Origin of the sequence: Actinoallomurus vinaceus, from assembly GCF_039542055.1 — a bacterium.
Lineage (GTDB): Bacteria > Actinomycetota > Actinomycetes > Streptosporangiales > Streptosporangiaceae > Actinoallomurus > Actinoallomurus vinaceus.
Map to the genome: position 1 here is coordinate 196131 of NZ_BAABHK010000014.1, position 20664 is coordinate 216794.

General features: G+C 71.0%; 19 protein-coding genes. 11 read left to right on the forward strand and 8 right to left on the reverse strand.

Features of this window, described 5'->3' with window-relative positions; genetic code table 11:
* Nucleotides 1–6: 6 nt before the first annotated feature.
* Genes atpD through ABEA24_RS38590 form a run of 3 tightly spaced genes read left to right on the forward strand, consistent with a single transcriptional unit; the run spans nt 7 to nt 2328 of the window.
* Nucleotides 7–1437, forward strand: coding sequence for a F0F1 ATP synthase subunit beta (atpD, locus tag ABEA24_RS38580; protein WP_345437837.1), 1431 nt, complete (start codon nt 7–9; stop codon nt 1435–1437).
* Between the two features lie 27 nt (nt 1438–1464).
* On the forward strand, nt 1465–1854 hold the full coding sequence (locus tag ABEA24_RS38585; RefSeq protein ID WP_345437839.1) for a F0F1 ATP synthase subunit epsilon: 390 nt from the start codon (nt 1465–1467) through the stop codon (nt 1852–1854).
* Nucleotides 1855–1887: 33 nt separating this feature from the next.
* A complete protein-coding gene (locus ABEA24_RS38590; RefSeq protein ID WP_345437841.1) occupies nt 1888–2328 on the forward strand; it encodes a DUF2550 domain-containing protein in 441 nt (146 codons plus the stop codon).
* A 54-nt stretch (nt 2329–2382) separates the two neighbouring features.
* Here ABEA24_RS38590 and ABEA24_RS38595 read toward each other — a convergent pair whose 3' ends face one another.
* Nucleotides 2383–2976 carry a cob(I)yrinic acid a,c-diamide adenosyltransferase gene (locus tag ABEA24_RS38595; RefSeq protein WP_345437843.1) on the reverse strand — a complete coding sequence of 198 codons (594 nt, stop codon included), beginning with the start codon at nt 2974–2976 and terminating at the stop codon, nt 2383–2385.
* 238 nt (nt 2977–3214) lie between these two features.
* Here ABEA24_RS38595 and ABEA24_RS38600 point away from each other — a divergent pair, with 238 nt between their 5' ends.
* Complete coding sequence (locus ABEA24_RS38600; RefSeq protein WP_345437845.1) at nt 3215–4093, forward strand: phage baseplate protein; 879 nt, start codon at nt 3215–3217, stop codon at nt 4091–4093.
* Between the two features lie 78 nt (nt 4094–4171).
* Here the strand turns inward: ABEA24_RS38600 and ABEA24_RS38605 are convergent, their stop codons facing one another.
* Complete coding sequence (locus tag ABEA24_RS38605) at nt 4172–5671, reverse strand: M20/M25/M40 family metallo-hydrolase (RefSeq protein ID WP_345437847.1); 1500 nt, start codon at nt 5669–5671, stop codon at nt 4172–4174.
* Nucleotides 5672–5869: 198 nt separating this feature from the next.
* Here ABEA24_RS38605 and ABEA24_RS38610 point away from each other — a divergent pair, with 198 nt between their 5' ends.
* The 5 genes from ABEA24_RS38610 (at nt 5870) to manD (ending at nt 13229) form a co-directional block, all read left to right on the forward strand.
* Nucleotides 5870–7456 carry a GMC family oxidoreductase gene (locus ABEA24_RS38610; protein WP_425551290.1) on the forward strand — a complete coding sequence of 529 codons (1587 nt, stop codon included), beginning with the start codon at nt 5870–5872 and terminating at the stop codon, nt 7454–7456.
* Nucleotides 7457–8061: 605 nt separating this feature from the next.
* Nucleotides 8062–9492 carry an MFS transporter gene (locus tag ABEA24_RS38615; RefSeq protein ID WP_345437851.1) on the forward strand — a complete coding sequence of 477 codons (1431 nt, stop codon included), beginning with the start codon at nt 8062–8064 and terminating at the stop codon, nt 9490–9492.
* A gap of 47 nt (nt 9493–9539) precedes the next feature.
* Nucleotides 9540–10931: a mannitol dehydrogenase family protein gene (locus ABEA24_RS38620; RefSeq protein WP_345438101.1), complete on the forward strand. Its 1392-nt coding sequence runs from the start codon at nt 9540–9542 to the stop codon at nt 10929–10931.
* Nucleotides 10932–11037: 106 nt separating this feature from the next.
* On the forward strand, nt 11038–12024 hold the full coding sequence (locus ABEA24_RS38625; protein ID WP_345437853.1) for a zinc-dependent alcohol dehydrogenase: 987 nt from the start codon (nt 11038–11040) through the stop codon (nt 12022–12024).
* The gene (gene manD / locus ABEA24_RS38630; RefSeq protein ID WP_345437855.1) at nt 12021–13229 is read left to right on the forward strand and encodes a D-mannonate dehydratase ManD; all 1209 of its coding nucleotides are present in this window, start codon (nt 12021–12023) and stop codon (nt 13227–13229) included. Before ABEA24_RS38625 ends, manD begins: the two co-directional genes overlap by 4 nt.
* Before the next feature lie 113 nt (nt 13230–13342).
* Here the strand turns inward: manD and ABEA24_RS38635 are convergent, their stop codons facing one another.
* Both ABEA24_RS38635 and ABEA24_RS38640 read right to left on the reverse strand, forming a co-directional pair.
* Nucleotides 13343–14845 carry an aldehyde dehydrogenase family protein gene (locus ABEA24_RS38635; protein WP_345437857.1) on the reverse strand — a complete coding sequence of 501 codons (1503 nt, stop codon included), beginning with the start codon at nt 14843–14845 and terminating at the stop codon, nt 13343–13345.
* A 116-nt stretch (nt 14846–14961) separates the two neighbouring features.
* Nucleotides 14962–15561 (reverse strand): CGNR zinc finger domain-containing protein, encoded by a 600-nt coding sequence (locus ABEA24_RS38640; RefSeq protein WP_345437859.1) that lies wholly within the window; start codon nt 15559–15561, stop codon nt 14962–14964.
* 129 nt (nt 15562–15690) lie between these two features.
* On the opposite strand from ABEA24_RS38640, the gene ABEA24_RS38645 reads away from it, so the two are divergent.
* Nucleotides 15691–16152 (forward strand): VOC family protein, encoded by a 462-nt coding sequence (locus ABEA24_RS38645; RefSeq protein WP_345437861.1) that lies wholly within the window; start codon nt 15691–15693, stop codon nt 16150–16152.
* A 71-nt stretch (nt 16153–16223) separates the two neighbouring features.
* Nucleotides 16224–17150 (forward strand): pyridoxamine 5'-phosphate oxidase family protein, encoded by a 927-nt coding sequence (locus tag ABEA24_RS38650; protein ID WP_345437863.1) that lies wholly within the window; start codon nt 16224–16226, stop codon nt 17148–17150.
* A gap of 14 nt (nt 17151–17164) precedes the next feature.
* Here ABEA24_RS38650 and ABEA24_RS38655 read toward each other — a convergent pair whose 3' ends face one another.
* Genes ABEA24_RS38655 through ABEA24_RS38670 form a run of 4 tightly spaced genes read right to left on the reverse strand, consistent with a single transcriptional unit; the run spans nt 17165 to nt 20599 of the window.
* Nucleotides 17165–17791 (reverse strand): response regulator, encoded by a 627-nt coding sequence (locus tag ABEA24_RS38655; RefSeq protein WP_345437865.1) that lies wholly within the window; start codon nt 17789–17791, stop codon nt 17165–17167.
* Nucleotides 17788–18987, reverse strand: a complete 1200-nt coding sequence (locus tag ABEA24_RS38660) for a sensor histidine kinase (RefSeq protein WP_345437867.1) — start codon at nt 18985–18987, stop codon at nt 17788–17790. Before ABEA24_RS38660 ends, ABEA24_RS38655 begins: the two co-directional genes overlap by 4 nt.
* Entirely contained in the window at nt 18945–19757 is an 813-nt protein-coding gene (locus ABEA24_RS38665) for an ABC transporter permease (RefSeq protein ID WP_345437869.1), read from the reverse strand. The genes ABEA24_RS38660 and ABEA24_RS38665 overlap by 43 nt, the downstream gene beginning before the upstream one ends.
* Entirely contained in the window at nt 19754–20599 is an 846-nt protein-coding gene (locus ABEA24_RS38670) for an ABC transporter ATP-binding protein (protein ID WP_345437871.1), read from the reverse strand. The genes ABEA24_RS38665 and ABEA24_RS38670 overlap by 4 nt, the downstream gene beginning before the upstream one ends.
* Nucleotides 20600–20664 lie beyond the last annotated feature (65 nt).

Consider the following 20664-nt stretch of genomic DNA (forward strand, 5'->3'; position numbering starts at 1 on the left):
GTCACCATGACTGCTTCGGTAGAAACAGCCACGGCGACGGGCCGTGTCGCCCGCGTCACCGGCGCCGTCATCGACGTGGAGTTCTCCGTCGAGACGATGCCGGAGATCTACAACGCGCTGCAGATCGAGGTCACGATCGGCGGCCAGACCCGGACGCTGACCCTCGAGGTCGCCCAGCACATCGGCGACAACATGGTCCGCGCCATCTCGCTGCAGCCCACCGACGGCGTCGTCCGCGGCGCCCCGGTGGTCGACACCGGCGCCGCGATCTCGGTGCCGGTCGGCGACGGTGTCAAGGGCCACGTGTTCAACACGATCGGCGAGTCCCTCGACGTCCCGACCTCGTCGCTCGAGGTCACCGAGCGCTGGCCGATCCACCGGCACGCGCCGGCGTTCGACCAGCTCGAGAGCAAGACCGAGATCCTCGAGACCGGCATCAAGGTCATCGACCTGCTCACCCCGTACGTCAGGGGCGGCAAGATCGGCCTGTTCGGCGGTGCGGGCGTGGGCAAGACGGTGCTCATCCAGGAGATGATCACCCGTGTCGCCCGTAACCACCGCGGTACGTCGGTGTTCGCGGGCGTCGGTGAGCGCACCCGTGAGGGCACGGACCTCCTCCTGGAGATGAAGGAGGCCGACGTCCTCAAGGACACGGCCCTCGTCTTCGGCCAGATGGACGAGCCGCCGGGCACCCGTCTGCGGGTGGCCCTGTCCGCGCTGACCATGGCGGAGTACTTCCGCGATGTGCAGAACCAGGACGTGCTGCTGTTCATCGACAACATCTTCCGGTTCACCCAGGCGGGTTCGGAGGTGTCCACGCTGCTCGGCCGTATGCCGTCCGCCGTGGGTTACCAGCCGACCCTCGCCGACGAGATGGGCGAGCTGCAGGAGCGGATCACCTCGACCCGTGGTCACTCGATCACCTCGATGCAGGCGATCTACGTGCCCGCGGACGACATCACCGACCCCGCTCCGCACACCACGTTCGCGCACCTCGACGCCACCACGGTGCTCTCGCGTGCGATCACGGAGAAGGGCATCTACCCGGCGGTGGACCCGCTCGACTCCACCTCGCGGATCATGGACCCGGTGATCCTCGGCCGGGAGCACTACGACGTCGCCCAGTCGGTGAAGCGGATCCTGCAGCGCTACAAGGAGCTGCAGGACATCATCTCCCTCCTCGGCATCGACGAGCTCGCGGAAGAGGACAAGGTCACGGTCGAGCGCGCCCGGCGCATCGAGCGGTTCCTGTCGCACCCGATGTACATGGCCGAGGCCTTCACCGGTCAGGTGGGCGAGAACGTGCCGCTGAGCGACACGATCGCCTCCTTCAAGGCGATCACCGAGGGCAAGTACGACCACCTCCCGGAGCAGGCGTTCTTCATGGTCGGCGACATCGAGCAGGCCGAGAAGAAGGCCCAGGAGCTGCAGAAGTAACGCCGCGGGGCGTTCGGAGGAGAACAAGTGGCAAAGCTGCACGTCGAGCTCGTCTCACCGGAGCGTGAGATCTGGGCCGGCGAAGCCGATATGGTCGTCGCCAAGACCATCGAGGGTGAGATGGGCATCCTGCCCGGTCACGCGCCGGTCCTCGGCCTGCTGGTGGACGGCAGCGTCGTGCGGATCAAGCCCGCCGACGAGTCGGCGGTCATCTCCGCGATGGTCTCCGGCGGTTTCTTCTCGGTCGCCTCCGACGAGGTCTCGGTACTCGCCGAGTACGCCGAGCTGGGCGGCGAGATCGATCTCGCCGCCGCTCGTGAGGAGTACGAGCGGGTCTCCGGGCTGGAGGGCGAGGAGGCCGCGGTCGCGCAGCGTCGCGCGCGGGCGCGGCTGCGGGCCGCCGGCGAAGAGATCTGACCGTCACGGATTGCTTGGGGGAAGCAGGGGGGAGTGAGCGAGCACCTGGCTTGGGACATCGGCGAGTTGGTCGTTGTCGTCCTGGTGGCGGTGCTCGCCGCGTTCGCCCTGCTGTCGCTGCGGCGTTGGCTGCTCGAACGCCGCGGCGGCACGGTCGAGTGCAGTCTGCGTGACCCCCATGGCCGTGGCGTATGGCGGCTCGGCATCGGCCGCTACAACGGCGACGAGCTGCTCTGGTTCGCGATTTTCGGCATTCGGCTGAGGCCCCGGCGGGTCGTACACCGCCGGGGCCTCGTCGTTTCCGGCCGCCGTAAGCCGGAGGCCGGCGAGGAGGCCGCCCTCCAGCCGGACGCCGGCATCGTCGAGCTCAAGGACGGCAACGGCACCATCGTCGAGCTGGCGATGAGCGGGGCGGCACTGACCGGGTTCCTCGCCTGGCTCGAGGCCGCCCCACCGGGCTCGCCGATCGCCTGAGGCGCCTGCCGGGCGGCCCGCCCGTCACCCTGGCGGCTCGTCGATCACCTATGGTCAGCGTTCCCCGCCCGGCTTCCACAGCACGTCGCCGTGCTCGGCGTTGGCCTTGCGGGCGAGGATGAAGAGCAGGTCGGACAGCCGGTTGAGGTATTTCGCGGTCAGCGGGTTCATGTCCTCGTGCGTCGCGAGCGCCGCCCACGCCGAGCGTTCGGCGCGCCGGGCGACCGTACGGGCGACGTGCAGGAGCGCGGCGCCCGGGGTGCCGCCGGGCAGGATGAAGCTGCGGAGCTTGGGCAGGTCGGCGTTGTGCTCGTCGCAGGCCTGCTCCAGCAGGGTGACGTAGTCCTCGGTGACCCGTAGCGGCGGGAACTCCGGCTCGGCGACCACCGGCACGCACAGGTCCGCGCCGACGTCGAACAGGTCGTTCTGCACCCGGGTGAGCAGGGTGGCGATGTCCTCGGGCAGTGCGCCCATCGCGAGGGCGACGCCGATGGCGCTGTTCGCCTCGTCGACGTCGGCGTACGCCACGAGCCGCGGGTCGGTCTTGGCCGTACGGCTCATGTCACCGAGGTTGGTCGTGCCGTCGTCGCCGGTCCGCGTGTAGATCTTCGACAGGACGACGGGCTGGTCGTCGCGCTCTTTCGCCATGCCGTAACCCTAACGAGGGGCGATCGCGGTACCTGCGGCAGCTGAGGTCGTGTGCCGTGCGGGCGGATCAGCGTCATGGATGCCCCGCGGCGATAAGGTCACTTTCCCATCCCGTACGGCAAACCGGGGGAATCGAGTGAAACGCGGGGTAGTCCTCGCCGGATGCGGTGTGGTTCTGGCCGCGACGGCGGCCATTGGGGCCGACGGGCCGAGTCCGGCTGCGGCGGAGCCATCGGCGGTGTTCGCGAACAGGTCCGGACTGGCGGCGTCGCCGACGCTGCTGTTCCGGAACAAGCCGCTGACCGGTTCGCGCGCGGCGCAGTCGTTCGCGTTCGACAACGCTCATCGGCGTATCTATGTCGCCCAACGCGGGTCTGGCGCCACATCCGACGGCAACCTCTACCTCAACCAGCTGGACTGGTCCGGTAAGCGGCTCGGGCACATGACGCTCAAGGGGTTCGGCCACGGCGTGTCGATCGGCCTGGAGGTGAACGGCTCCACGCCGTACCTGTGGACCGAGGTGGACGTCGATCCCAAGACCGGGCGTGGTCGCCACATCGCCCGCTTCAAGTACGTCGCCGGCCGGACGCTGACCAGCACGTCATCCGCGCTGCGGAAGTTCGCCCCGGTTCCGGGAGCGAAGGCCGAGACGGTGTCGATCGACCAGACCTACAAGCGGATCATTCTTCGGTACTTCAACGCGACGGGCACGCACTACGCGACGTACGACCTGACCGCCTTCCAGAAGAAGCACGTCTTCACGAAGGTCTACGCGGACGTCAAAGAGCCCTCGTGGATGAAGGCTCCGGACTTTCAGGGCTACACGACGTACGGCCGTCGTCTCTACATGGTCCAGGGCACCGCGTACGGGACCGGCAACCCGCGTTCGGGAAAGGGGAACACCGTGCTCACATCGGTGAATCTCGCCACCGGCCGGGTCGAACAGCGGCAGGTGCGGACAACGGTGGGTTACTCGCTGTACGTACGGGAGCCGGAGGGACTGGCGATCCAGGTGGTGAACGGCGTGCCGCGCGTGTGCATCGGTTTCTCCTCCACGGCGACGGCGACCGGTAAGACCCGGCTCTTCACCGTATACGCCAAGGTCAGACCGGTGTGATGTCCGCCGCCGGCCGAAGCCGCCAGGGCCCGCCGGGCGAGCGGTCGACCACCTGCTCGGCCCGGCGGGACCCCGCGATCAGCTCAGCGAGCGGCCGGCGGGCGCGTGCTTCGCGTGGGCGCGGGCCGCCTTCGGGGCGGCGACGCGGCCGCCGTTGACCGGGAGGGTGCTGCCCGCGAACACCTGGGCGGCGTGCGCGGCACCGTCCGCGAGCTGGTCGAGGATGGTGGTGTTGACGTTGCTGTACGTGTCGCAGGCCTGGTGGTAGCAGGGGTCGTACGCCTTGCCCGCCTCACCGCCGTAGATCTTCGCCTCGTCGGCGGTCTTCAGCTTCTCCGCGCCGGAGTCGAGGCCGCCGGCCGGGATGCCATTCTCGATGAACGGCCCGTAGTCGGAGCGCCCGTTGAACTCGCTCGGCGAGGTCGCCAGCTTCCGCTTGCCGTAGTAGTCGAGGAAGACCTTCTCGATCGCGCCGGAGCCGGCGGGCGGGTTGGTGCCGGCGCCCTCGGAGTCGTCACCGTCGTACACGCCGCGCACGCCGTTGGGCGAGCCGAGCATGTCGAAGTTGAGGTTGAGGGCGATCTTGGCCTTCTGATCGGCGGTCAGGTGCGCGACGTAGTACTCCGAGCCGAGCAGGCCCTCCTCCTCGGCGCCCCAGAACGCGAACCGCACCTTGTTCTTGATGCCCTTGCCGAGCTTGTTGATCTGCTCGGCGATGGTGAGGACCGTGGCGGTGCCGCTGCCGTTGTCGTTGATGCCGGGACCGGCCGTGACACTGTCGAGATGCGCGCCCATGACGACGACGTTGTCGGCGCGGCCGCGCTTGGTCTCGGCGAGGACGTTGTGCGCGGTGCGCTGCTCGCTGAACGTGTCGGTCTTGATGTGCAGCTTCAGCGTTCCGGACGCCGACGCCTTCACCAGGTCGGTGCCGAGCTGGTAGGTCGGGCCGATCACCGGGATCTTCCACGGCGTGCTGGCGGTGCCCTGCACCGGGCCCATGCGCTCGGGCGACGCGCCGTCGTTGTAGATCGCGATGGCGGCGGCGCCGGCGTTCTGGGCGTTGCCCGCCTTCACCGAGAAGTTGCAGCCGCCGCGCTTGACCAGGGCGATGTTCCCCTTGGGGAAGCCGGCGAAGTCGTCGGCCTCGCAGCCGCTGCCGACCCCGGCACCCGCCGCGTCCACCGCCGTGGCGATGGCGGTGACGTCACCGGAGCCGGAGAAGTCCAGGGTCGCGTAGTCGGTGCCGTAGACGTACGAGGGGCCGCCGGGCCGATCGAAGACCGCGGGCGACTTCTCCTTGTAGTAGTCGAACGGGAAGTCCTGCACCGTCGGGCGGTAGCCCGCCTTCTTGAGCTGCTTCACGACGTACTTCGTGGAGATCTCGAAGCCCGGTTCGCCTGCCGCGCGGGTGCCGCCGTTGTAGGTGGCGATCGTCTGCAGGTCCTTCTGGTGCCCGCGGATGTCCTTGAGCTTCACCAGCTTGTCGAGGCGCGGCTGTGCTGCCGCGTCCGCCGGGGTCGCCGCCCCGATCGAGGCGGCGGCCAGCCCGATGAGGGTACCGATGGCCAGTTTGCGCAACGAATTGCCCTTCTAACGGTAAAGCGGAGGTAATGGGACGAATCGTGGCACCGACGGCCGCCCCGCCGCCACACATGAGATCGACTCGTTGCCGAAGATCGAGGTCGGGGTTCGCCGGAACGTGATTCGGCGCACTGTCCGGGATCGTCCGTGATCGATAGGGTTTTCGCGCAGGGCTCTCAAGGCGTGGAGGCGGCCGTGTACGACTACGTCATCGTCGGTGCCGGCAGCGCGGGCTGTGTGCTCGCCGAGCGGCTCAGTGCGGACCCCGGGACGAGGGTCCTGCTCCTGGAGGCCGGACCGCCCGACGATGCCCCGGAGATCCACATTCCGGCGGGGATCTCGGCGCTGTTCAAGAGCCAGTACGACTGGGACTACACGACCACGCCCCAGTCGAACGCGGCCGACCGTACCGTCTACTGGCCGCGCGGCCGGACCCTCGGCGGCAGTTCGTCGACCAACGCCATGATCTACATCCGGGGGCACCGGCACGACTTCGACACCTGGCGCGACGACTACGGCTGCAAGGGCTGGGGGTATGCCGACCTGCTCCCGTACTTCCTGCGCGCGGAGGACCAGCAGCGCGGCGCGTCGGACTACCACGGCGCCGGCGGGCCGCTCCGCGTCGAGGACCTGCGCTACAAGCATCCGCTCACCCGCGCCTGGGTCGAGTCGGCGACGGCCTTCGGCCTGCCCGCCAACAACGACTTCAACGGGGCCGAGCAGGACGGGGTGGGGTTCTATCAGGTGACGCAGCGGCGCGGCCGCCGCTGGTCGACGGCCGACGCCTACCTCGCCCGGGCCAAGGAGCGTCCCAACCTCACCGTGTTCACCGACGCGCTCGTCACCCGGGTCGTCATCGAGAACGGCCGGGCGACGGGCGTCGCTTACCTGCGTGGCGGGGCGGAGCAGCGGGCCGCCGCCGGGCGCGAGGTCATCCTGTCCGGCGGCGCGGTCAACTCACCGCAGGTCCTCATGCTGTCCGGGGTCGGCCCGGCCGACCATCTGCGCTCGTTCGGCATCGACGTGGTGGTCGACCTGCCCGCCGTGGGCCGGGGCCTGCAGGATCACCCGATGGTGCCCGTCATGTGGCACACCCCGGGAAAGAAGGCATTGTGGGAGGGCGCCAACACGCGCGCCCTCCTGACGTACCAGGGCCTGGGGCGCGGCCCGTACGCCTCGAACGTCGCCGAGGCCGGTGGCTTCGTACGGACCCGTCCCGACCTGCCGGCGCCGGACCTGCAGTACCACGTGCTGCCCACGCCGTTCCTCGACCAGGGCCTGACCGAGCCGAACAAGCGGATCATCTCGGTGTTCGCCACCACCGTCGCCGTCGCGAGCCGGGGCAGCGTGACCCTGCGGTCCGCCGACCCGCGGTGGAAGCCGCTGATCGACCCGAACTACCTGGCCGAGACGGCGGACCTGGACGTCCTCGTCGCGGGCGTCCGCCAGGCCCGGGAGATCACCGCGACGGGCCCGATGGCCCGGATCGTCGGCGGGGAGTACGCCCCGGGCGAGGACGCCGGCGACCTCGCCAAATGGGTCCGCCGGGAGGTGGTCACCCTGTACCACCCGACCAGCACGTGCGCGATGGGCGGGGCCGAGGACTCGGTGTGCGATCCCGAACTCCGGGTGCGCGGCGTGGACGGGCTGCGCGTCGTCGACGCGTCGGTCATGCCTGCGGTGTCCCGGGGCAACACCAACGCCCCGACGATCGCGATCGCCGAACGGGCCGCCGACCTCATCGCCGGCGGCCCGCTGTTGCCCACGGTCGAGTTCGCCTGACCGGGGGAGTGGTGTCTTTCGGAGCTGTGCGCCCGCGTTGAGTCCCGCCCGGATGGAGGGCGCCTGTACGGGCGGGACTCAGCGTGGGCGCACAGATCCCTGGGGAGATCCGTGCGGTCACCACGTACGCCGCGCGGTCACCGGGTACGGCCGCGCAGCAGGCGGCGGATGCGGTTCTCCTGCCGCGCCTCGACGAGCCGCTCGCGTCCGCGCTCGTCCATGATGGCCCTGATGATGTCCGGGTGCATCGTTCGTGCTCCTTGCCGTGCGGGCCGGCCGATCCGGCCTCGCATTGACAAGATTCGTCCTAAGGCGGTGGGTGGGGCATCGGAACAATGCCTCATCCTCACGGCCGGTCCGCGGCCGGTGCCGACTAAGTCCCGCCATCGGGTAGGGCGAGCCGACTAAGCCATGCCGCATGGGGCGGTGAGACGTCTAAGTCGCCCTGAGCGAGGGGGTTCCACGGTGTCGTCCCGGTTACTGGTGATCCTTATCCAGAGTTTCGGTCCATTGACGCCGCGTGACATCAGCGGCTAACGTCCCCGTAATCCGCGAAAGCTGAATGGCGTTCCGTCCGGCGGAACGATCGAGCCCCGGGAGGTAGCGTGGCGATCACCCAACCGGAACTACGAAGGCTGTCCGAACGCGCCGTCGACCACGTGATGAGCAGCCAGGGCACCGACAGCGGGCGCCGTACGGGCTGGTTGATGATCTCGACGATCCTCATCGAGGCCTGGGACCTCTACTCGATCTCCTTCCTGCTGATCTTCATCAAGAAGGACTTCCACCCCAGCACCGACATGCTGGCGCTGGCCTCGGCCGCGGTTCAGGCCGGCGCCCTGCTGGGCGCCCTTCTCGGCGGATGGATCGCCGACCGCATCGGTCGCCGCAAGGTCTTCATCGGCACGATGGTGCTGTTCATCATCCTGGCCACCGCACAGGGGTTCGCCACCGACATCTGGCAGCTGGTCATCATCCGCTTCCTGCTCGGGTTCCCCCTCGGCAGTGACATCTCCTCCGGCTACGCCTACATCATGGAGGCGATGCCCAAGGGCAAGCGTGAGGTGATGGGCAACCGCTGGCAGGGCATGTTCGGCATCGGCGAGGTCGTCGCCATCGCGGTGATCACCGTCATGTACCTGTCGGGCATGGACCACAGCCTCCTGTGGCGCGTCGGTCTCGCCCTGGGCGCGCTGCCCGCCCTGGTGCTGCTGCTCGGCCGGCTCCACGTGCCGGACACGGCCCTCTGGCTCATCCAGCGGGGTAAGTTCCGGCAGGCCAAGAAGGTCTCGATGGAGATGTTCGGCGACCCGCTGGAGATGCTCCCCGACGAGGACCACGAGATCGACCGGCCCCGTACGAGCGACTTCCTCAAGAGCATCTGGAGCGACCGCACCCGCCGCCGGGCCAGCGTCTTCGCCTGGATCTCCAACGCCATGCAGGGCGCGGAGTTCTCCGCGTTCGCGTTCTACCTGCCGACCATCCTCGTGCTCACCGGAGTCTCCGGAGTCGGCGCGACCAACTTCGTCACCGGCGGTATCTATATCGTCGCCACCATCAGCGGCTTCGTCGCCCCGATGGTGACCCCTAGGCTGGGGCACCGGGGCGTGGCCCGCTGGGGCTTCGGGATGGCCTTCGTCTCCCTGCTGCTCGCGGCGCTCTTCCTCCACCTGGAGTGGAAGTGGCTCGTCCCGATCGCCGCGGCCGGCCTCATGTGGGGCCACTACTGGGACGCCTCGAACGGCATGACGATCGCGTCGATGGTGGCGCCCACCCGGTACAAGGCGACGGCGTCCGGCTTCGGCTACATCTTCGTCAAGCTCGCGTCGTTCCTCACGATCTACCTGTTCCCCGTGCTGTTCGACCACCTGGGCGTGCCGCTCGCCACGGTCGTCGTTTCGCTGCTCTCCCTGACCGGGTACCTCGCCGCGACCTTCATCCTCCCCGAGGTGTACGGCTACGTTGAGCAGGAGAACGGCACCGAGAAGTCCGGGACGACGACGGTCCGCGAGACGGGCCCGGAGGTGGCGAGCTGACTTCCGAAGCGGCGCGGCGCGATGCGGCGGCCCGTACGGGCCGCCGGATCGTCCACCTCGGTCTGGGCAACTTCCACCGCGCCCACCAGGCGGTCTACACGGCGGACGCCCAGGACCCGGCGGAGCCGTGGGGGTTCACCGGCGTGGCCACCACGAACCGGGACGTCGTGGCCGCCCTCCGGGCGCAGGACATGCGGTACACCGTGCTCACGATCGCCCCCGACCGGATCCGGGTCGACCCGATCGACGTCATCACGGACGCGTTCACGGCGGCCGACGAACCGGCCCGCGTCGTCGACCTGCTCGCCGACCCGGGTACCTCGGTCGTCACCCTCACCGTCACCGAGAAGGGCTACACCTATCTTCCGGGGAGCCGGCGGCTCGACCTGGACGACCCCGGCGTCGCCCACGACCTGCGGGATCCCGCGCCGCGCACGACCGTCGGTCGGCTCGCCCGCGGCCTCCTGCGCCGAGCCCAGGGAGACGGCGCCCCGCTCACCGTGCTCAGCTGCGACAACCTCGCCGCGAACGGCACGGTCCTGCGCGGCCTGCTGACCGAGTTCGCCGGCGCCCTGCCCGGCCCGGAGGGCGAGACGCTGACGCGCTACCTCGACGACGCGGTGACCTTCCCGAACACGATGGTGGACCGCATCGTCCCGGCGACGACGGACGAGCACCGGGCACAGGCGGCCGCGGCGGGGTTCGACGACCGCGTCCCGGTCCCGGCGGAGCCCTTCCGGATGTGGGTGATGGAGGACCGCTTCGCGGCCGGGCGGCCCGCCTGGGAGCGGGCCGGGGCGATCCTCACCGACGAGGTCGCCGCCTACGAGGCCATCAAGGTGCGGTTCCTCAACGGCACGCACTCGCTGCTGGCCTACCTCGGCATGCTCGCCGGCCACCCGCTCATCGCCGACGCGGTCGCCGACGAGCCGATCGCGGCGGCCGCCTGGCGGCTCGGCGACGAGTACCGGCCCACGGTCACGGTCCCCGCCGGGTTCGACCTCGACCACTACCGCGACGACCTGTTCGAGCGCTTCGCCAACCGCCCGCTGGGCCATCTGACACGGCAGGTCGGCTCGGACGGCTCGCTGAAGCTCGCCCAGCGCGTGCCCGCGGCCGTCTCCTGGCACCTGGAGCACGGGCACACGCCCCGGACGCTCGCCCTGCTCGTCGCCGCCTGGATCCGGGCCGTCGGCGAGCCCGGCAGCGTCACCGACCCGGCCGTCGGCCGGCCGGTCGAACCGGCGGCGGACCGGCTGACGGCCCTGGCGGAGCGCACGTCCGGTCCGGAGGACCTGGCCCGCGCGGTCCTCGCCGACGAGCGCCTGCTCGGCGGCGGCAGCACGGCGGACCCCCGTTTCGTCACCGCCGTCGGAGACCTCCTCGGCGTCCTGCGCAAAGGCGGCGTACGCGCAGCGGCGGCCGAGGTGACACCGTGAGCGAGCGACGCGCGTCGTCCGGACTGAGGAGCGACGGCAGCGTGAGCGCGCGTTGGGCGCCGCGAACCGCGCTCGCGGAGCGAGCGCAATTCAGCATGGAGGGAACATGACGACACTTCCGGCGCTGATCTGGCAGGGCGGAACCGAGGCGGCCGTCGTCGAGGTGCCACGGCCGGAGGCGCGTGAGGGCTGGTCCCGTGTACGCGTCGGGTACGCCGGGCTGTGCGGCAGCGACCTGCACATCCTGGCCGGCGAGCACATCCGGGCCAAGCCGGGAACCGTCATCGGCCACGAGTTCGTCGGCACCCTCACCGAACCGGCCGCGGGGCTGCCGGCCGGCACGCCGGTGTTCGTCAACCCGATGGTGCACTGCGGCGTCTGCGACGCCTGCTCACGCGGCCTGGTGAACATCTGCCAGTCCCTGACCTCGGTCGGCATCGACTATCCCGGGGCCGCCTGCCCGGAGGTCGTCGTGCCGGACTACGGGCTGTACCCGCTGCCGCCCGCGATGCGGCTGGTCGACGCCGCCCTGGTGGAGCCCCTCGCCGTCGGCGTCCGTGCCGTCCGGCGGGGTGAGGTACGGCTCGGCGACCGCGTGCACGTCATCGGCGCGGGCCCGATCGGCTGCATCGTGGGCCTGCTGGCGGGCATGGCCGGGGCGGTCGAGGTGACCGTGTCCGAGCCGTCGGCGTTCCGCCGGGAGCAGGCGGCGGCGCTCGGCCTGACCATTGTCGAGGGCGGTGCCACACCGGCGGCCGACGTCGTCTTCGACGCGACCGGGCACCCGGCGGCGGCCCCCGAGATCACCTCCTGGGCACGTCCGGGCGGGCGGATCGTCCTGGTCGGGGCCTACCCTCCGGCGCCGCAGCCGACCGCCCTGCTGTCGATCATGTTCGCCGAGCTGACGCTCGTCGGCACGCGGATCTACACCCGCCAGGACATCCTCGCCGCGATCGAGCTGATCGCGTCCGGCCGCGTCGACGTGTCCCGCTTCGTCACCGAGGTCGTGGCGCTGCGCGACGCCGCCAAGGCCGTCGAGCGGCTGCGGGCGGGGACCGCGATGAAACTGCTGCTCGACCCGGAGAACGCATGAAGATCACCGACGCCCAGGTCATCGTCACGGCCCCGGGCCGCAACTACGTCACGCTCAAGCTGGTCACCGACGACGGTGTCGTCGGCTACGGGGACGCCACCCTGAACGGCCGCGAGCTGGCCGTCGCCGCCTACCTGACCGAGCACGTGCTGCCGCTGCTGGCCGGCCGGGACGCCTCCCGGATCGGCGACACGTGGCAGTACCTCTACAAGGGCGCGTACTGGCGGCGCGGCCCGGTCACGATGACCGCGATCTCCGCGGTCGACCAGGCACTGTGGGACATCAAGGGCAAGGTCGCGGGCCTGCCGGTGCATGAGCTGCTCGGAGGCAAGGCCCGGGAGGCGCTCACCGTCTACGGGCACGCCAGCGGCGCGGACGTCGACGGCCTCCTCGCCGACGTCGCCCGGCACCTCGAGCTCGGGTACACCGCCGTACGCGTGCAGGCGAAGATCCCCGGGATGGACTCCACGTACGGGACGCACACCGGCGCGCAGATCTACGAGCCCGCCTCCGGCGCGCTGCCGACGGAGGAGACCTGGAACACCGCCGCGTACCTCGACTTCGTCCCGGCCATGATGAAGCGGGTCCGCGACGAGTTCGGATACGGCTTCCACCTGCTGCACGACGTCCACCACCGGCTCACCCCGATCGAGGCGGCCCGGCTCGGCGGCGCGCTGGAGCCGTACCGCCTGTTCTGGCTGGAGGACGCGACCCCGGCCGAGGACCAGGAGGCGTTCCGCCTCATCCGCTCGCACACGGTGACGCCGCTGGCGGTCGGCGAGGTGTTCAACACGATCTGGGACTGCCGGCAGCTGATCAGCGAGCGGCTCATCGACTACATCCGGACGCCCGTCACGCACGCGGGCGGGATCTCGCACGTACGCCGGATCATGGACCTGGCCGACCTGTACGGCGTGCGCTCCGGCTGTCACGGCCCCGGCGACATCTCGCCGATCGGCATGGCCGCCAACCTGCACCTCGACCTGGCGATCCCGAACTTCGGGATCCAGGAGTACATGGGGCACCGCGATCCGGCCGGTGAGGTCTTCGACTGGGGCTACCGGTACGAGGGCGGCATGCTGTGGCTGTCGGACCGGCCGGGCCTCGGCGTCGAGGTCGACGAGGAGGCCGCGCGGCGGTACCCGTACGACCCGAAGTACCTGCCGGTCGCGCGGCTCGCCGACGGCGGCATGCACGACTGGTGAGCGCCCGGCGCCGCGCGGAGAACCTGTCCGCGTGGCGCCGGACGCCTTGGCGGCAATACCGCGTGGGCGGCGTGGACGACCCCGGCAGCGCACGGGCGGCGGCGGGCCGCGGGTCAGCGGTAGCGGCGGCCGTGCAGCAAACTGACGAGCCGCAGCAGCTTGGCCATGTCCTTGTCGGTGCGCTCGAACGACGTGAGGTTCATCGGCGGGGCGAACCGCTGCCGGGTGATGGCCTTGGCGCGGGCGAACTCCCGCAGGCCGTCGGCGCCGTGGATGCGGCCGAAGCCGGAGTCGCCCACGCCGCCGAACGGCAGGGCCGGGACGGCCGCGAAGGCGATCACCGCGTTGATCGAGGTCATGCCGCCGCGCAGCCGGCGCGCCGCGTCCATGGCCGTCGAGCGGCTCTTGGAGTAGACCGCGCCCGCCAGGGCGTACGGGGTGGCGTTCGCGCGGGTGACGGCCTCGTCCACGGACTTGACCCGGTGCACGGTGATGGTCGGGCCGAACGTCTCCTCACAGACCGCGGCGGAGTCGTCCGGGACGTCGACGAGGACGACCGGCTCGACGTAGGGCTCCTTCACCGCGTCGGCGCCTCCGACGAGCGCCTGGCCGCCCCGGGCGAGCGCGTCGTCGACGTGCCGCCGGATGACGTTCAGCTGGCCCGGCATGGTGATCGGGCCGTACGCGGCGGTGCGGTCCTCGCCGGGCCGCAGCGTCCGGGCCCGCGCGGTCAGTCTGGCGACGAAGGCGTCGTAGACGCTGTCGACGACGTAGACCCGCTCGACACCGGCGCAGGTCTGGCCGGCGTTGGACATCGCGCCCCACAGCGCCGCATCGGCGGCCTCGTCGAGGTCGGCGTCGGCGTCGACGATGAACGCGTCCTTGCCGCCGCACTCGGCGACGATGGGGGTCAGGCGCTCGGCGCAGGCCGCCATGACCTTGCGGGCGGTGGGCGACGACCCGGTGAAGGCGATCTTGTCGACGGCGCCGCGGGCGAGCGCCGCGCCGGTGTCGCCGAAGCCGGTCACGACCTGGAAGACGGGCTCCTCCGGGATGACTCCGGAGATGATCTCGGCGAGCAGCAGAGCGACGCCTGGGGTGTACTCCGAGGGCTTGAAGACGACGGCGTTGCCCGCCGCCAGGGCGTACGCGATGGAGCCGACGGGCGTGAACAGCGGGTAGTTCCACGGGCCGATCACGCCGACGACGCCGAGCGGCTGGTACTCCAGGACGCACTTCTGGTTGACGGCGACGATGCCGGGGAAGACGCCGCGCGGGCCGAGGACCTTCTGGGCGTTGCGCGCGGCCCAGTCCAGGTGCGTGATCGCCAGCACCGTCTCGAGCTGGGCGTCCGCCACCGGCTTGCCGGTCTCCTGGTGGATGGCGGTCGCCACGCGGTTCAGCGCGCGGGTCAGGGCGCCCTTGATGTTCAGGAGCCGGACCTTGCGCTCCTTCCAGCCGAGGCCCGCCCACCAGATCTGCGCCGTCCGGGCGCGCTCGATGGCAGCGTTCACCGCGGCCTCGTCGTGGACGGGATGCTCGCCGACGAGCTCGCCGGTCGCCGGGTTGAGGGATCGGAACGTCTCGGCGGTCTTCTCGTTCGCAGTCGCGGTCATCGGCGTCACCCGGTCCATAACGAGGTTCGGTTTCCCCGTAATCTATCGCTCACGCGCCGCGTGGGAATGGCGCGGAACGCTGCCAGAACCGCGACCGCGTCGTGCGCCGGATGCTCTCAGCGGACGCGGCCGGCGCGGTGACGCTCGTAGTGACGGGCGGCCCGCGCCCGGTTGCCGCAGGCGGTCGAGCACCATTCCTGCCGGCCGTGCTCCTTGACGAAATACAGCACGCAGCGGGGAGCCAGGCACGTGCGCAGCTGCGCGCGCAGCGGTCCGCCGAGCAGGCCGATGGCCGCGCGGGCGAGGGCCGCGAGCAGCCGGTCGCCCGGGTCGGGTGCCGAGGGCACCTGCCGGACCAGCGGCGCTTCGCCGACCGGCCAGTCGAGACGGGGCGTGACCGGGGCGAGGGCGGCGACCTCGTTGAGCAGCGCCAGGGCGTCATCGGGATCGGGGAGGCGTCCGGCGTCGGCGGCGCTGGGGCGGGAGGGCGCAACGGCGCGGGCGAACAGGGCGCGTACGGCGGAGCGTACCGCGACGACACGTCGCCGCAGGTCCTCGTCGGCGACCGGCTCCTCCTGCCGTAGATCGTCGGACAGCTCCGGGGCGTGCTCGCGAATCCACGTGGCGAGGCCCTCCGGCGTCGCGATCGTGTCGGCCGGCCCGTCCTGGGTCATCCGGATCGTCCGGGTCAGCTCGAGCGCCAGCAGCTCGTTCACCCGTACCTCCTCCGCACCGGCACTTCTAACGGAATCCGACGTTGCCTCCGTTAGATTCTATGGGTAGCCTCCTAACGTCAAACTGAAGCTTTTCCGTTAGAAGATCGCTTCTCTCCAGGAGGTTCCGCCATGCCCACCGCCGTCTCGCCGGCTCTTCAGACCGGTCACGTGGGGCTCAACGTCAGCGACCTGGACCGCTCGATCGCCTTCTACACCCAGGTCTTCGGCTTCGAGGTGGGTGCCCAGGGCGCCGAGCCGGGCCGGCGTTTCGCATTTCTGACCAGCGAAGGACGCCTCCTGGTCACGCTGTGGCAGCAGAGCGACGGCCGGTTCGCGACCGGCCGTCCGGGCCTGCACCACCTGTCCTTCCAGGTGGAGTCGGTCGAGGAGGTCCGGGCGGCGGAGGACCGGCTGCGCGCGCTGTCGGCCGTCTTCGCCTACGACGGGGTCGTGCCGCACTCCGAAGGCGCGACGTCCGGCGGCATCTTCTTCGAGGACCCCGACGGAATCCGGCTGGAGATCTACGCGCCGACCGGCGCCGACGGCGGCACCACGCCCAACGGATCCGCTCCGACCTGCGGGTTCTTCTAAGAAACCGGCGGCCGCCGTCCGGTGCGGCGGCCGCCTCGCCGAGCCGGACCACCGTCGAAGGGAGATGTCCGATGACCTGGCATCGTGGAGAACGCGCCGTGCAGGTCCGAGCCGGCCTCGCCGACCAGGCCGACCACGGGGGACGCGCCGTACGCGCGCAGATCCCGGTGGTGGCGGCCGCGTTCCTCGCCGAGCAGCCCATGATCGTCATCGGGGCCGCCGACGAGGCCGGACACGTGTGGGCCTCGCTGCTCACCGGCCCACCCGGCTTCGTGCACGCCGCCGGACCCGCCACCGTGCGGGTCGCCGCCCGGCCCGAGCCGTGGGATCCGCTGGCCGGGGCGCTCGGCGACGCGGCCACGGTGGGAACGATCGCGATCGACCCGGCCCGGCGGCGCCGCATGCGGGTCAACGGCGTGTCCGTCCCGGACGCGGACGGACTGCGGATCACGGCCGACCAGGTGTACGCCAACTGCCCCAAGTACATCCAGCGCCGCCATCTCCTCGACGCCCGCGGGGAGGCCGCCCGGCCCACGGCCGTCCACGGGAGCGAGCTCACCCCGGACCAGCGGCGTCGGATCTCCGCCGCCGACACCTTCTTCGTGGCCACCGCCGACGACCAGGGCCACGCCGACGCCTCGCACCGCGGCGGGGATCCCGGCTTCGTTCAGGTGCTTTCCCCGACGCGCCTGCGCTGGCCGGACTACGTGGGCAACGCGATGTTCATGACGTTGGGCAACCTCGACGTCAACCCCGCCGCCGGGCTGCTCTTCCCCGACTTCACGACCGGCACGCTCCTGTACGTCTCCGGCACGGCCCGTACGGAATGGGATCCGGAGCGCGTGGCGGCGACGTCCGGCGCGCAGCGGCTGGTCGACCTGGCCGTCACCGACGTCATCGAGGTGGCGGCGGCGGTTCCGCTTCGCTGGGGCGACCCGGAGTTCTCACGTGCCAACCCTCCCGTCGGTACGGTGTCCGCCACACTTCCCCGCGGATGAGGCCCGGCCTGAGGTCACCGCCCGGGGGAGGGGAGGATGCCGCGTTCGATGGCCGCGGTCACGGCGGCGGTCCGGTCCGAGACGCCCAGTTTGCCGAACGCCCGCAGCAGGTGGGTCTTGACCGTCGCCTCGCTGATGAGCAGCTCCTTGCCGATCTCGGCGTTCGTGCGGCCGCGGGCGACGAGCCGCAGCACGTCGATCTCCCGCCGGGACAGCTCGACCGGTGAGCGCATCCGCGACACGAGCTTGGCGGCCACCGACGGGGCGAGGACGGTCTCGCCGCGCGCCGCCGCGCGTACGGCCTGGGCGAGGTCGTGCCGCGACGCGTCCTTGAGCAGGTAGCCCGCGGCGCCCGCCTCGACGGCGCGCAGGATGTCGGCGTCCGTGTCGTACGTCGTCAGCACCACGACGCGGGTCTGCGGCCGCTGGACGAGCACCCGCGCGGTCGCCTCGACACCGTCGCCGCCCGGCATGCGCAGGTCCATCAGCACGACGTCCGGCTCGTGCGCCCGCACCGCCGCGACCGCCTCGGCCGCGCCCCCGGCCTCGGCCACGACCGTCAGGTCGTCCTCGGCCGACAGCATGCCGCGCAGCCCCTCGCGGACGACCGGGTGGTCGTCGACCAGCAACACCTTGATCACGCCGGCACCTCCACCACGACGGCCGTTCCCGCTCCGGGCTCGCTCCGTACGTCGAGGGATCCGCCGACCTGGCCGACGCGCTCGCGCATGCCGTGCAGCCCGAACCCGTGCGACGCGCCGGGAGTGAAACCGACGCCATCATCGCGTATCTCCAGGCGCACCGACTCCGCCGCGTACGCCAGGCCGACCTCCACCCGGTCGGCCTTCGCGTGCTTGCGGACGTTCGCCAGGCTCTCCTGGGCGACGCGCAGCAGCACGACCTCCGCGCCGGCGCTCAGCCGTCGCCGCTCCCCGGTCAGCGTGTAGTCCGCCGCCACCCCCAGCTCCTCGCGGAGCCGCTCCGTCAGGCGTCCCACGGCCTCGTCGAGCGACGAACCCCCGAGCGGCGCGGGCGGCAGGGCGGCCACCAGCGCGCGGGCCTCGGCGAGGTTCTCCCGCGCGGTGCGCGCCGCCAGGCCGACCTGCCGCCGCGCCGACTCCGGGTCGCGTCCGATGTACGCGTCGGCCGCCTGCAGCAGCATCAGGATGCTCGTGAAGCCCTGCGCGAGCGTGTCGTGGATCTCCGCGGCCATCCGCTCCCGCTCGGCCATCACGCCGGCCTCCCGGCTGACCTCGGCCAGCTCCGCCCGCGTGGTCTCCAGCTGCTGGATGAGTTCCCGGCGTTCGCGGCTCTGATCGATGATGCGGTCGATCCAGATGCCGAAGAACATCGAGAACCCGATCACGACCGCCGTCCACACCGCGAACGACACGATCGCCCCGGTGTCGGGGTCGCTCCCGAGGAAGCGAATCGCCGGGACCGCGTTGAGCAGCACCAGCGCGACCAGGCTGTACTGCCACCGCACGAGCATGAAGCACTGCGGGGAGGCCGCGAACAGCACGAGCGAGCTCTGCGGCGCGGCCAGAATGGCCGCGTCACAGAGCAGGATCAGGCCGGCGATGTAAACGTAGACGGCGGCGTCGGTCCGGTCGCGCCCGATGAGCCGGCGGCCCAGGAAGACGTACCAGGGCACCATGGCGAGCAGGAGGGCGGTGGCGACCACACCCCGGCCCCAGGGCTCCCCGACAAGCGCGTACATCGCCGTCGAGACCAGGACCAGGCCGAAGTACGCCTCCCATCGGCCCAGGCCCCAGTCCCACGCGTCCTTGGTCTTCATCCGTCGCGGCGCCGTTTCCAGCGGAAGGTCGTCAGGCACAGGGCCAAGCCTGCAACGGCCCAGGCGGCCAGCACCAGCCCGGTACGGCCGTGCTCCCAGGAGTGGGCGGGCTCGGCGGGCAGCAGTGTGTCCGGGAGCAGTGCCGACCGCAGGCCCTGGCTCATCCACTTGAGTGGGAAGAGCGCGCCTGCCTGCTGCACACCCGACGGCAGTCCGTCGAAGGGGAAGTACACGCCGGAGATGAACTGCAGGACGAGGTAGGGCATGTTGAGCACGGCCGCGGCGCCGCGGCCCGAGCGCGGGACGCTGCTCACCGCGATGCCGAGCAGGGTGCAGACGACGACCCCGGCCACGAAGACCCAGGCGAAGGTGAGCCAGCGCTCCGGCGTGCTCGGGGGCTTCAGGCCGAACAGGACATTCCCGAGAACGAACAGGACGGCGGTCTCCAGCACCGACAGTGCCAGCGCCAGAACGGCCTTGCCGATGAAGTACGCCGCCTTGGGCAGCGGCGTGCCGTACAGCCGCTTGAGGGTTCCGTCGTCGCGCTCCTGGGCGATGGCCACGCCCAGGCTCACGAACGTCGTCGACATGATGCCGCTCGCGATGATCCCGGCCGCGAAGTACTGCCGGAAGTCCACGTTCGTATCGTGGACCTTGCCCTTGAAGATGGTGCCGAAGATCAGCATGAGGATCATCGGCATCGCGACCGTGAAGACCACGGCCGATCTCTCCCGGAAGAAGGCCTTCAGTTCCAGCACTCCGCGGGACAGCCCGATCCGCACGGGGGACGGCAGGGCGGCGGTGGTCATCGGCCTTCTCCGATCATCGTGAGGTAGATGTCCTCGAGGGTGGGACGGGCGACGGTCAGTTCCGGCACCTCACCGTCGAACTTCTGGCTCAGCTCGGCGACGACCTGCGTGGGGGAGTCCGTCTCGAGGGACTGCCGCCCCTCGGGCCCGAGCCAGCTCACGCGCGCCGTGGCGGTCGCGCGGCCACCGAGCTCCATCGGCGAGCCGACCTCGAGGACCCGGCCGCCGGTGATGACGCCGACCCGGTCCGCGAGCGCCTCCGCCTCGTCCAGGTAGTGGGTGGTCAGCAGGATGGTCGTGCCGCCGCCTGCGAGACCTTCGATGAGTCTCCAGAACTGCCGGCGCGCGTCCGGGTCGAACCCGGTCGTCGGCTCGTCGAGGAACAGCAGCTCGGGGCCGCCGATGATGCCGAGCGCGACGTCGACCCGCCGGCGCTGGCCGCCGGACAGCTGCGCGAGGCGCGCCCCGGCCTTCTCCGTGAGGCCGACCGCCTCGATCACCTCGTCGACGTCCCGGGGCCGGGGGTAGTAGCCCGCGAAGTGCCGGACGATCTCCCGGACGCTCAGCTCCGGCTGCTCGTTCGAGGTCTGCAGCACGATGCCCAGCCGGGCGCGCCACTCCCGCGTCGGCTTCCCGGGGTCGGCCCCGAGGACGGAGACGTCGCCGCCCGTCCGCCGCCGGTGCCCTTCCAGGATCTCGACCGTGGTGCTCTTGCCCGCTCCGTTCGGGCCGAGCAGGGCGAACACCTCGCCGCGGAAGATGTCCAGGTCGACGCCGTTCACCGCGTCGACGTCGCCGTATCGCTTGCGCAGGCCGCGGACCCGCACCGCCGTATCGTTCATGCCTCCAGCGTCGTGGCGGCGGGGCCTGTCCGGGATCGGCGGTCCGGTGATTCCTGTGTCCACCG